The organism is Pseudomonas sp. DTU_2021_1001937_2_SI_NGA_ILE_001 (genome assembly GCF_032463525.1).
Classification (GTDB): domain Bacteria; phylum Pseudomonadota; class Gammaproteobacteria; order Pseudomonadales; family Pseudomonadaceae; genus Aquipseudomonas.
Genome location: NZ_CP135971.1, coordinates 2,855,043 through 2,867,446, shown reverse-complemented (window position 1 = coordinate 2,867,446; position 12,404 = coordinate 2,855,043). Strand labels below are relative to the sequence as shown.

The following is a 12,404-nucleotide window of genomic DNA, read 5'->3' as shown; positions in this document are numbered from 1 at the left end:
AGGGAGCAAAGCATGACCTCAATATTCGATCGCGACGACATCCTCTTCCAGGTGGTGGTCAACCACGAGGAGCAGTACTCCATCTGGCCGGACTACAAGGAAGTGCCCAACGGCTGGCGCACCGTTGGCAAGAGCGGCTTCAAGAAGGAATGCCTGGCCTACATCGAAGAGGTGTGGACCGACATGCGCCCGTTGAGCCTGCGCAAGCACATGGAAGAACAGGCGCGTCTGCAGCAGGCGCCAGCCAACCACTGAGGTCTACGCTATGGCAACCGTGCAACTGTTTTGCCTGCCTTACTCGGGCGCCAGCGCCATGGTGTTCAGCCGCTGGCGGCGCCACCTGCCGCAGTGGTTGCAGGTGCAGCCGGTGGAAATCCCCGGGCGCGGTGCGCGCCTGGGCGAGGCGCTGCAGACCGACATGCCAGCGCTGGCGCGGCAGCTGGCACTGGAAATCCTGCCAGCGCTGAAGACGCCTTATGCGCTGTTCGGCCATAGCCTCGGCGCGCTGCTGGCTTTCGAGATCGCCCACGTGCTGCGTGAGCTGGGCGCGCCGCCGCCCGTTTCACTGTTCGCCTCCGGCACCGCAGCGCCGTCGATGCGTGATGACTACGCACGCGGCTTTGCCGACCCCAAGACCGACGCCCAGCTCAAGGCCGAGCTGCGAGACCTCAACGGCACGCCGCAGGAGGTGCTAGACAACGAAGAGCTGATGGCCCTGACCCTGCCGGTGCTGCGCGCCGACTTCCGGCTGTGCGGCCTCTATCAGCGTCGTCAGCGGCCGTTGCTGAGTTGTCCGATCCATGTGCTGGGTGGCAAGGATGACAAGGCCACCCAAGAGCAGTTGATCGCCTGGCAGCAGGAGAGCGACGCCAATTTTTCCCTGGAGATGCTGCCCGGCCGGCACTTCTTCATTCACGACCACGAAGGCATGGTGTTGCGTATTCTGCGTTCGAACCTGGAAGTCGACCTGCACCGCCAGCGCGGCCAGCGCCGGGCCGCGCTGGCCGGCTGAAGCCTCGGGCAGCGCTTTTCCCGGCGGCCGACGCCCTTTATCCAGATACAGTTCAGTCCGTGGGAGCGAGCTTGCTCGCGAAGGCGGCGTCACGTTCACAACAGATGCAGTGACTTTGCCAGCTTTTCGCGAGCAAGCTCTCCCACAGGGCCGCAAAGCGCCTAATCGAACAGTATTGCCCTTTATCCCCCCTACCTGTCAGTCAGCCTGCCCCCTGCCCCCTGCCCCCTGCCCCTGCCCCTGGCCGTGCCGGCGGCTAAATCAACCCTCTGCTGCTTCGTCCTTGTGGGATCGACCGGGCCACTCGGCCCCGCTTCCTATCGACAAGGACGCATTGCATGCACGCTCAAGACGCACTGAAACTCGCCCGCCGGTTCATCGAACTGCCCCCGGAGAAGCGCCGCCTGTTCCTGGCCGGCCTGCAACAGCAGGCCGTCGACTTCGCCTTGTTGCCGATTCCTGCCGAGGTGCCGGTGGCCGAGCGTGATGGCCTGTCGTACGCCCAGCAGCGCATGTGGTTCCTCTGGCAGCTCGATCCGCAGGGCGCCGCCTACAACCTGCCGATGGCCGTACGCCTGAGCGGCACGCTTGACGAACAGGCGCTGCAAAACGCCTTCGATGCCCTGGTGGCGCGCCACGAGACCCTGCGCAGCCGCTTCCGCGAGGTGGATGGCGAGGTGCGCCAGCAGGTCGTCGCGCCGTTCGCCGTGGCCATCGCCCGCCACGACCTGAGCGCCCTGGCGGCTGACGAGCGCGAAGCGCAAGTGCGCTGCCTGGCCGACGCCGAGGCGCTGGCGCCGTTCGACCTGGCCCATGGGCCGTTGCTGCGTGTGCAGGTGCTGGCCTTGGCCGAGCAGGAACATGTGCTGTTGCTGACCTTGCACCACATCGCGGCCGATGGCTGGTCGTATAACGTGCTGATCGAGGAATTCATCCGCCTGTACGACGCGGCGTGTGTCGGCGGCGCGGCCGAGCTGCCGGCGTTGCCGATCCAGTACCGCGACTATGCACTGTGGCAGCGCAGCTGGCTGGAGGCCGGCGAGCAGGAGCGCCAGTTGGACTACTGGCGTGCCAAGCTGGGTGACGACCACACGCCGCTGGAGCTGCCCACCGATCAGCCGCGTCCGCTGTCGCGCAGTTATCGCGGCAACCGCTACGCCTTCGAGGTCGAGCCGGCATTGGCCGAGCGCCTGCGCGAACTGGCCCGTGAGCAGGGCGTGACGCTGTTCATGGTGCTGCTGGCGGCCTTCAAGGTGCTGCTGCAGCGCTACAGCGGTCGCCAGGCGATTCGCGTCGGCGTGCCGGTGGCCAACCGCAACCGGGCGGAGGTCGAAGGGCTGATCGGCTGCTTCATCAACACCCAGGTGCTGCACACTGAGGTCGACCCACTGCTGGACGTGCGCCAGCTGCTGCAGCGGGTCAAGGACACCGCGCTGGGCGCCCAGGCGCATCAGGAGCTGCCCTTCGAACGCCTGGTCGAGGCCATGGGGTTGCAGGGCAGTGCGCGGCACAACCCCTTGTTCCAGGTGCTCTACAACCACCAGCCGAAGGTTGCCGATGCCGGGCAGATCCGTACGGCTTCCGGGCTGGGGGTAGAGAAGCTGGCGCTGGGCAGCCACAGTGCGCGCTTCGAGCTGGCCCTGGATACCTATGAAAGCGCCGGGCGTCTGCACGCGGTGCTCACCGGCGCAGTGGAGCTGTTCGAGCCGGCGAACCTGGGCGAGCTGGGTCGGCACTGGTTGCGTCTGCTCGCTGGCCTGGCCGCCGCGCCGGATTCGCGCGTCGGCGAGTTGCCCCTGGATCTACCGGCCCCGGCGCCAGCCCAGCCCATCACCCCGCCACAGGTCTGTGTCCATCGCCTCATCGAACGAGCGGCGCAGGCGCATCCGCAGCGCCTGGCGGCGGTGTGTGCCGATGGCCGCCTGAGCTACCAGGGGTTGGAGCAGCGTGCCAATGCCTTGGCGAATGTTCTGTTGCAGCGCGGCGTACAGCCGGACGAGCGCGTGGCGGTCATGGCTGAGCGCAGCGTCGACATGCTGGTGGCGATCGTCGCGGTGCTCAAGAGCGGCGCGGCCTACCTGCCCATCGAGCCGGGCCAGGCACCGGCACGCCAGGCCTTCATGCTCGCCGACAGCCAGGTGCGCTGGGTGCTGGGCCAGGCCGATGAGCTGCCCGATGGCATCGAGACGATCGATATCGCTGCGGCCTACCCCGAGGCGGATGCGCCGGCGCTGAACCTGAGTGCCGATCAGCTGGCCTACGTGATCTACACCTCCGGCACCACCGGCATGCCCAAGGGCGTCGGCGTCACCCATGGGGCGCTGGCCCACTACCTGCATGGCGTGGTCGAGCGCCTGGACCTCGAGGGTCTGGCCAGCCTGGCGATGGTCACCACGCCGGCCGCCGACCTGGGCCACACCCTGCTGTTCGGCGCGTTGTGCCACGGCAAGACCCTGCACCTGCTGGACAAGGACCGCGTGCTGGACGCCGAGGGGTTCGCTGCCTACCTGCAGCAGCACGCCATCGATGCGGTGAAGATGGTGCCTTCGCACCTGCAGGCGATGCTCGCCGCCGGTGCGGCGGCCTTGCCAGGGCGCTGCCTGGTACTCGGCGGTGAAGCCTGTCCGGCGGCGCTGCTGAAGCGGATCGCCGAACTGGCACCGGCCCTGCGCGTGATCAATCACTACGGCCCGACGGAAACCACGGTCGGCGTGCTCACCCATGAATTGCACGGCCAGCCGCTGCTCGGCAGCCCGCTGCCCGGCGTCAGCGTGCACGTGCTCGACGCCTGCCTGCAATCGGTGCCCGGCCCTGCTCGGGGCGAGCTGTACATCGGTGGCACGACCCTGGCGCGCGGTTATCTGGGCCGTGCGGCGTTGACCGCCGAGCGCTTCGTGCCCGATCCGTACGGGGCGGCGGGCGCGCGCCTGTACCGCTCGGGCGACTGGGTGCGGCGTAATTCCGACGGTCTGCTGGCGTTCGGTGGGCGCATGGATGGCCAGGTGAAGATTCGCGGCCACCGCATCGAATTGGCCGAGATCGAACAGCACATCCTGCAGGTGCCGGGTATCGCGCAGGCTGTGGTTCGCGTATTGGGCGAGGAGGGTGACCGATACCTGGCGGCCTGGCTGGTGCCGAGCGGTGCGCTGGCGGACGACACGGCGCGCCAGGGCCTGGTGCTGTGCGTGCGCGAGGCGCTGCGGCACGCGCTGGCCGAGCATCAGCTGCCGTTGCACTGGCAGGTGCTGGAGCGTCTGCCGGTGACCGCCAACGGCAAGCTGGATGTCCGGGCCTTGCCGGCACCGATGCATATGCAGGCCAGCCACCGCGCCGCGCAGACCCCGCTGCAAATCAGCGTGGCGGCCATCTGGGCCGCGGTCCTGCGGGTCGAGCGGGTCGGCCTGGACGACAATTTCTTTGCCCTGGGCGGCCACTCCCTGCTGGCCACCCAGGTGGTGTCGCGGCTGCGCCGGCAGCTGCATCTGGAGGTGCCGTTGCGGGCGCTTTTCGACAGCGCCGACCTGGAAGGCTTCTGTCAGGCGCTGGCGGCGGTCGAGGCGGTGCAGGACGACAGCATCAGGCCGGTGGATCGCAGCCAGCCGCTGCCGGTGTCGCACGCCCAGCATCGGCAGTGGTTGTTCTGGAAGCTCAACCCGGCAAGCACGGCGTACAACACGCCCCTGGCGGTGCGCCTGCACGGCGAGCTGGATCGCCAGGCCCTGCAGGCGACCTTCGATGCCCTGCTGGCGCGGCATGAAACCCTGCGCAGTGTGTTCGTCGAGCGTGACGGCCAGCCCTGGCAGCGCATCCTGCCGGCCAGCGGTATCGAAATTGATTTCGTCGACCTGCTGGGGGCTGACGACAGTGCCCTCGACGCGCGGATCCAGGAGCAGGTCGGCCAGCCCTTCGATCTGGAACACGGCCCGCTGCTGCGCATCACCCTGTTCAAGACGGCTGCGCAGGCGCATGTGCTGTGCCTGGTGCTGCATCACATCGTGTCCGACGGCTGGTCGATGAGCGTGATGGTCCGTGAGCTGGCTGCCGTCTACAACGCCCATGCCGCCCAGCGCACCGAGGCCACGCCGGCCTTGGCGGTGCAATACGCCGACTACGCCGCCTGGCAACGCCAGCGCCTGGCCGACGGCCTGGCCGAGCAGCAACTGGCCTACTGGCGCCGCGCGCTGGAAGATGACTTCAGCGTGCTGGCCCTGCCCAGCGACCATCCGCGCCCGCCGGTGCAGAGCTACCGTGGCGCGCGCATCGACCTGCACCTGCCCGCGGCCCTTACGGCGCGCCTGCGACAACGCGCCGTGCAAGCCAATGCCACGCTGTTTCATGTATTCCTCGCCGGCTTCGCCCTGGTGCTGGCCCGTCACAGCGGACAGGACAAGGTCAATGTCGGCATACCGGTCACCAACCGCAACCGCGAGGAACTGGAAGGCCTGATCGGCTTTTTCGTCAACACCCTGGTGGCGCGTATCACCATCGACCCGGCACAGCGTGGCGACGCGCTGCTGGCGGCGGTCAGGGAAACCACCTTGCAGGCCCAGGCCAACAAGGACGTGCCGTTCGATGCGGTGGTCGACGCGCTCAAGCCCGAGCGGGCGCTGGGTCACAACCCGCTGTTCCAGGTGATGTACAACCATCTGCGCGACGTGGGCGAGCAGATCGGCACTGATGCCGTGCAGGGCGTGCGCGCCGAAGAGATCGAACTCGGCGAGCGCACCGCCCAGTTCGACCTGGCGCTCGACACCCTGGAGCGCAGCAACGGGGTAACGGCCTCGTTCACCTACGCCACCGATCTGTTCTTGGCGCCGCGCATCCAGGCCTTGGCCGAACACTGGTTGCAGGCCTTGCATGGCCTGGCCGAAGACGTCGAGCAGGCCGTGGGCGAGCTGCCGATTCTGCCGGCCAGCGACGCGCAGCGCATGTCGCAGGACTGGAATCCGGCCTGGCAGCGGGCCGATGCGCCACTGGCGGTGCACCTGCAGTTCGCCCGTCAGGCGCGTGAGCGCCCCGATACCATCGCCCTGGTGCTCGGCGAGCAGCGCCTGAGCTATGGCGAACTCGAGCGCCGCGCCAACCGCCTGGCGCATGCCCTGCGCGAGCGCGGCGTGGGGCCGGAAGTGCGGGTCGGCATCGCCCTGGAACGGGACCTGCAATTGATCGTGGCGCTGCTGGCGGTGCTCAAGGCCGGCGGTGCTTACGTGCCGCTGGACCCGGACTACCCGCGCGAGCGCCTGGCCTACATGCTCGATGACAGCGGTATTCGAGTACTGCTGACCCAGGCTGGCCTGCGCGAACGCCTGCCGTTGGCGCCGGACTGCGCGGTGCTGGAAGTCGGCGACCCGCAGTGGTCCGGCTACCCCGACAGCGACCTCGCCACGCCGCTGCTGCCGACCAGCCTGGCCTACGTGATCTACACCTCTGGCAGCACCGGCCGGCCCAAGGGCGTGGCTATCGCCCACGCCGAGCTGGCCGCGTTCAGCCAGGTGGCCGCCGATTACTCGCGGCTGTCGCCGCAAGACCGAGTGCTGCAGTTCGCCACGGTGAGCTTCGACGGTTTCGTCGAACAGTTGTACCCGGCGCTTTGCCACGGCGCCCAGGTGGTGATGCGCGGTCAGGAAGTCTGGGACATCGCCACCCTCCGGGAGCGCATCGAAGCCCACGGCGTGACCGTGGCGGACCTGCCGACCGCCTACTGGCGCCTGTTGGCCGCCGAACGCTGGCCAGCCGGCGCCTGCCCGAGCCTGCGCCAGGTGCATGTCGGCGGCGAAGCGCTGCCGCCGGAAGGCTTGAGCGACTGGCTGGCGTCGGGGCTGGGCCATGTACGCCTGCTCAATACCTACGGGCCCACCGAGGCGACCGTGGTGACCACGGTGTTCGACTGCGCCGAGGTCGACGCGGGCAGCCTGGCGCAGGGCAACATGCCGATCGGCAAGCCGCTGGGCGGGCGCCGTGTGCAGGTCTGTGACCAGGGCCTGCAACAGGCTCCGGTGGGCGTCGAGAGCGAGCTGCTGATCGGTGGCCCGGCCTGCCTGGCGCGGGGTTACTTCAACCGTCCGGCACTCACCGCCGAGCGGTTCATTCCCGACCCCTTCGACAGCAGTACCACAGGGGGTGGCCGACTCTACCGCAGCGGCGACCTGGCGCGCTTCGATGCACAGGGCGTGCTGGAATACCGTGGCCGTATCGACCATCAGGTGAAGATTCGCGGCTTCCGTATCGAACTGGGTGAGGTCGAGTCGCTGCTGCAGCAACAGCCCGGTGTACGCCACGCCGTGGTGCTGGCGCTGGAGACCGGCGGCAGCAAGCAGCTGGTGGGCTATGTGGTGCCCGAGGCCACCGGGTTGCTGGCCGACCCGCAGGCCCAGGCCGCCTGGCGCGACAGCCTGCGCGCCGGGCTCAAGGCCGGCCTGCCGGACTACATGGTGCCGGCGCACATCCTGCTGCTCGACAGCCTGCCGCTGACCCTCAATGGCAAGCTCGATCGCCAGCGGCTGCCAGCCCCTGACGCCAGCGTCGCGCAGGTTACCTACCAGTCGCCAGGCAATGACCGGGAGCGTTGCCTGGCGCAGATCTGGGCCGATGTGCTCAAGCTCGAACGGGTCGGCGTGGCAGACAACTTCTTCGAACTGGGCGGTGATTCGATTACCTCCATCCAGGTGGTCAGCCGCGCGCGGCAGGCCGGCCTGCGCTTCACCGCCAAGCATCTGTTCCAGCACCAGACCATCGCCAGCCTGGCCAGCGTGGCGGTGCAGGATGACGCGGCCAGTCCGGCCGCGCAGGCGCCCGTCGGCCAGGCGTTGCTGCTGCCGGTGCAGCAGGCGTTCTTCGAACAGGACATGCCGCAGCGCCAGCGCTGGAACCAGTCGCTGCTGCTGCGGCCTGCCACGGCGCTGGATGCCCGCTGCCTGGAGGCGGCACTGCAGGCGCTGGTCGCCCGGCATGACAGCCTGCGCATGGCCTTCGAATGCCACGACGGGCAGTGGCAGGCCCACTATCGCGACAGCGCTGCGCAGCCGCTGACCTGGCGCATGCAAGTGGCGGATGACGAGATCCTCGAAGTGCTGTGCGATGAAGCCCAGGGCAGCCTCGACCTGCGCGACGGCCCACTGTTGCGTGCGCTGCTGGCCGACCTCGCCGATGGCAGCCAGCGTCTGCTGCTGGTGGTCCATCACCTGGTGGTGGATGGCGTGTCCTGGCGCATCCTGCTGGAGGACTTGCAACAGGCCTACCGGCAGATCGAAGCCGGGCAGGCCGCGACGTTGCCCGCCCGCACCAGCTCCGTGCAGGCCTGGGGCCAGCGCCTGCACGAGCACAGCGCCTGGCTGGCCGAGCTGCCCTATTGGCAGGCCGTACTGCGTGACCAGGACACCGCGCTGCCGTGCGCCAACCCACACGGCGCACTGCGCGAAGACCTGGCAGTGACGCTGGAAAGCCGACTCGATGCACTGAACACGCGTCGCCTGCTGCAAGAGGCGCCGGCGGCCTATCGCACCCAGGTCAACGACCTGCTGCTGACCGCTCTGGCGCGGGTCGTGACGCGTTGGACCGGCAGCGCCTCGCTGCTGGTCGAGCTGGAGGGACATGGCCGTGAAGAGCTGTTCGAAGACATCGACCTGAGCCGCACCGTGGGCTGGTTCACCAGCCTGTATCCGGTGCAGCTGACGCCGTCGGCCGGGCTGGACGACTCGATCAAGGCGGTCAAGGAACAGCTGCGTGCAGTACCCGGCAAAGGGTTGGGCTTTGGCGTGCTGCGCTACATGGGCACGGCCGAGACGCGGCAAGCGCTGGCTGCCCTGCCGGTGCCGCGTATCACCTTCAACTACCTGGGCCGTTTCGACAGCAGTTTCGATGCCGCAGACGCCCTGTTCGCGCCGGCCAGCGAAGCCCGGGGCCGCGAGCACGACGGCCATGCGCCGCTGGGCAACTGGCTTACCGTCAACGGCCATGTGTACGGCGGTGCCCTGAGCCTGAGCTGGACCTTCAGCCGCGAGATGTTCGACAGCGCCACGATCCAGCACTTGGCGGACGCTTATGCCGAAGAGCTGGAGGCGCTGGTGCGCCACTGCTGCGATGCTCAGGCGCGTGGCGTGACGCCGTCCGACTTCCCCTTGGTGAACCTCGACCAGCGCCAGCTGGATGCCCTGCCGGTGCCTGCTGCGCACCTGCAGGACATCTATCCGCTGTCGCCCATGCAACAGGGCATGCTGTTCCACACCCTGCTGGAGCAGGGCGGTGGCGACTACGTCAACCAGATGCGCGTCGATGTGCAGGGTTTGGACAGCCAGCGCTTCAAGGCCGCCTGGGAGGCGACCCTGGCCGCTCATGACGTGCTGCGCAGCGCTTTCATCCTGGCCGGGCCGATGGGCGAGCCGTTGCAGCTCATTCATCAGCATGTCGCCCTGCCGTACAGCGAGCAGGACTGGCGGGGCAAGCCTGAACGGCAGGCCGCCCTGGCGGCCCTGGCCGATGCCGAGCGGGTGCGCGGCTTCGATCTGGCGCAGGCGCCGCTGTTGCGTCTGCTGGTGGTGCGTACCGGCGAGCAGAGCCATCACCTGATCTACACCAGCCATCACATTCTCATGGACGGCTGGAGCAATGCGCGCCTGCTGGCCGAGGTGCTGCAGCGCTACGCCGGGCAGACGCCGCAGGCGGCGGGCGGGCGCTACCGCGACTACATTGCCTGGCTGCAGGCGCAGGACGCGGCGGCCAGCCAGCGCTTCTGGCGTGCCAGGCTCGCCGACCTGGCCGAGCCGACCCGGCTGGCGCAGCCCAGCCTGGCGCAGGGCGACGAGTCCGTCGCCGTGCGTCCCAACGGACGTGGCAGCCATGAGTGCGTGCTGGACGCCGCGCGCACCCGACGCTTGGGCGAGTTCGCCCGGCAGCACAAGGTCACCGTCAATACCCTGGTGCAGGCGGCCTGGCTGCTGCTGTTGCAACGCTTCACCGGGCAAGCCAGCGTCGCTTTCGGCGCCACGGTGGCCGGGCGCCCGGCCGACCTGCCGGGTATCGAGGAGCAGATCGGGCTGTTCATCAACACCCTGCCGGTGATCGCCACGCCGCGTCCCGAGCAGTCCGTCGAGCAGTGGTTGCAAGACGTACAGGGCCTGAACCTGGCCCTGCGCGAGCACGAGCACACGCCGCTCTACGAGATCCAGCGCTGGGCCGGGCAGGGCGGTGAAGCCCTGTTCGATAGCATTCTGGTGTTCGAGAACTACCCGGTTTCCGAGGCATTGCAGCGGGCGCCCGGCGACTTGAGCTTCTCCGGCGTCAGCAGCCACGAACAGACCAACTACCCGATGACCCTGGCAGTGAGCCTCGGCGACGAGCTGAGCCTGCATTTCATCTACCAGTGCCAGGCATTCTCCGCCCAGGGCGTGCGGCTCCTGGCCTGCGCGCTGAGCAACCTGCTGGACGCCATGCTCGCCGGTCCACGGCAATCCATTGGCAGCCTGGCGCTGCTGGACGCTGAACAGCAGCAGGCGGTACTGGCGATCAGTGAGCAGACCGAGGCGCGTTGGCCGAGCCAGCGCTTCGTCCACCAGCTGTTTGCCGACCAGGCACAGCGCACCCCACAGGCGGTGGCGGTGATCAGCGGCGAGCGGCAACTGACCTACGCCGAGCTGGAGCAGCAGGCCAACCAGCTGGCCAACGCCCTGGTGGCGCGTGGCATTGGCCCCGAGGTGCGGGTGGCAATCGCCCTGCCACGCGGCGTGGAGAGCCTGGTGGCTTTCCTGGCGGTGCTCAAGGCGGGTGGTGCCTACGTGCCGTTGGACATCGCCTACCCGCGCGAGCGCCTGACCTTCATGCTGCAGGACAGCCAGGCCGCGCTGCTGCTGAGCCACAGCCGCGTGCTGCAAGCCCTGGACCTGGACGCGGGCGCGGTGCTGGCCCTGGACCGCTTGGACCTGGACGGGTTGCCGGGCCAGGCGCCGGCGGTCGAGCTGCACGCGCAGAACCTCGCGTACATCATCTACACCTCCGGCTCCACTGGCCTGCCCAAGGGCGTGGCGGTGGCCCACGGGCCGCTGGCCATGCACACCCTGGCTACCGGCGAGCGCTACGAAACCAGCGCGGCGGACTGCGAGCTGCACTTCATGTCGTTCGCCTTCGACGGTGCCCACGAAGGCTGGATGCACCCGCTGGTCAACGGGGCACGGGTGCTGATCCGCGACGACGAGCTGTGGTCGCCGGAATACACCTACGCACAGATGCACCGTCACGGGGTGACCATCGGCGTGTTCCCGCCGGTGTACCTGCACCAGCTGGCGCAGCATGCCGAGCGCGACGGTCATCCGCCGGCGGTGCGGGTGTACTGCTTCGGCGGCGACGCGGTGCCGCAGGCCAGCTACGAGCTGGCCTGGCGGGCGCTGCGCCCGCGCTACATCTTCAACGGCTACGGGCCGACCGAAACGGTGGTTACCCCGCTGCTGTGGAAGGCGGCTGCCGGCGAGCCGTGCGGGGCGGCCTATGCGCCGATCGGCACGCTGCTGGGGCAGCGGCGCGGGGTGGTGCTGGACGGTGAGCTGAACCTGCTGCCGGTGGGCATCAGCGGCGAGCTGTACCTGGGCGGCGTGGGCGTGGCGCGGGGCTACCTGGGGCGTGCGGCGCTGACCGCCGAACGCTTCGTGCCGGACCCGTTCGACCGCAGCGAAACGGGCGGCGGGCGGCTGTACCGCAGCGGCGACCTGACCACCCAGCGGGGTGACGGGGTGGTGGACTTCAGCGGGCGGGTCGACCACCAGGTGAAGATCCGTGGCTTCCGCATCGAGCTGGGCGAGATCGAAGCACGCCTGCTGGAGCACCCGGAGGTGGCCGAAGCGGTGGTGCTGGCGCGACCTGGAGCGGGCCACGGTGGCTTGCAACTGGTGGCTTACGTGCAGCCGGCCGAGCGTTCGGCGACGCTGTCGGATCCTGCCGCACAGGCTGCGCAGCGCACCCGGCTGAAGACCTTCCTGCGCCAGCAGCTGCCCGAATACATGGTGCCCAACCACCTGCTGTTCCTGGCCCGGATGCCGGTGACGCCGGCCGGCAAGCTGGATCGCAAGGCCCTGCCGGCACCCGATGCCAGCCTGGCCCAGCAGGCCTACGCGGCGCCACGCGGCCCCCTGGAGCAGCAGGTCGCCGAACTGTGGGCACAGGTGCTGGAACTGCCGCGCGTGGGCCTGGACGACGACTTCTTCGAACTGGGCGGCCACTCGCTGCTGGCCCTGCAACTCAACGTCAAGGTGGGCGCGGCCCTGGGCTTCGATCCGGGCCTGGCCTTGCTGTTCGAGTCGCGCACCCTGCGGGCCTACTGCGAGGCGCTGGCGGGTATCCATGTCGGGTCTGCGCAGGACCTCGACGAACTTCAAGATTTCCTGAGCGACCTAGAGGCCGTTTGATG

3 protein-coding genes are annotated in these 12,404 nt (G+C 68.8%); all 3 read left to right on the top strand.

Going from position 1 to position 12,404, the window contains the following annotated elements:
• The first annotated feature begins 12 nt into the window (after window positions 1-12).
• The 3 genes from RRX38_RS12205 to RRX38_RS12195 all read left to right on the top strand — a co-directional run bounded on the left by RRX38_RS12205 (window position 13) and on the right by RRX38_RS12195 (window position 12,402).
• Entirely contained in the window at window positions 13-255 is a 243-nt protein-coding gene (locus RRX38_RS12205; RefSeq protein ID WP_315959438.1) for an MbtH family protein, read from the top strand.
• A gap of 10 nt (window positions 256-265) precedes the next feature.
• Window positions 266-1,012, top strand: coding sequence for a thioesterase II family protein (locus RRX38_RS12200; RefSeq protein ID WP_315959437.1), 747 nt, complete (start codon window positions 266-268; stop codon window positions 1,010-1,012).
• 338 nt (window positions 1,013-1,350) lie between these two features.
• The gene (locus tag RRX38_RS12195) at window positions 1,351-12,402 is read left to right on the top strand and encodes a non-ribosomal peptide synthetase (RefSeq protein WP_315959436.1); all 11,052 of its coding nucleotides are present in this window, start codon (window positions 1,351-1,353) and stop codon (window positions 12,400-12,402) included.
• Window positions 12,403-12,404: the final 2 nt, after the last annotated feature.

What these genes read in the sequence shown, in the direction of transcription:
- RRX38_RS12200 (WP_315959437.1), top strand. Translation starts at nt 266, where the DNA reads ATGGCAACCGTGCAACTGTTTTGCCTGCCTTACTCGGGCGCCAGCGCC.
- RRX38_RS12195 (WP_315959436.1), top strand. Translation starts at nt 1,351, where the DNA reads ATGCACGCTCAAGACGCACTGAAACTCGCCCGCCGGTTCATCGAACTG.
- RRX38_RS12205 (WP_315959438.1), top strand. Translation starts at nt 13, where the DNA reads ATGACCTCAATATTCGATCGCGACGACATCCTCTTCCAGGTGGTGGTC.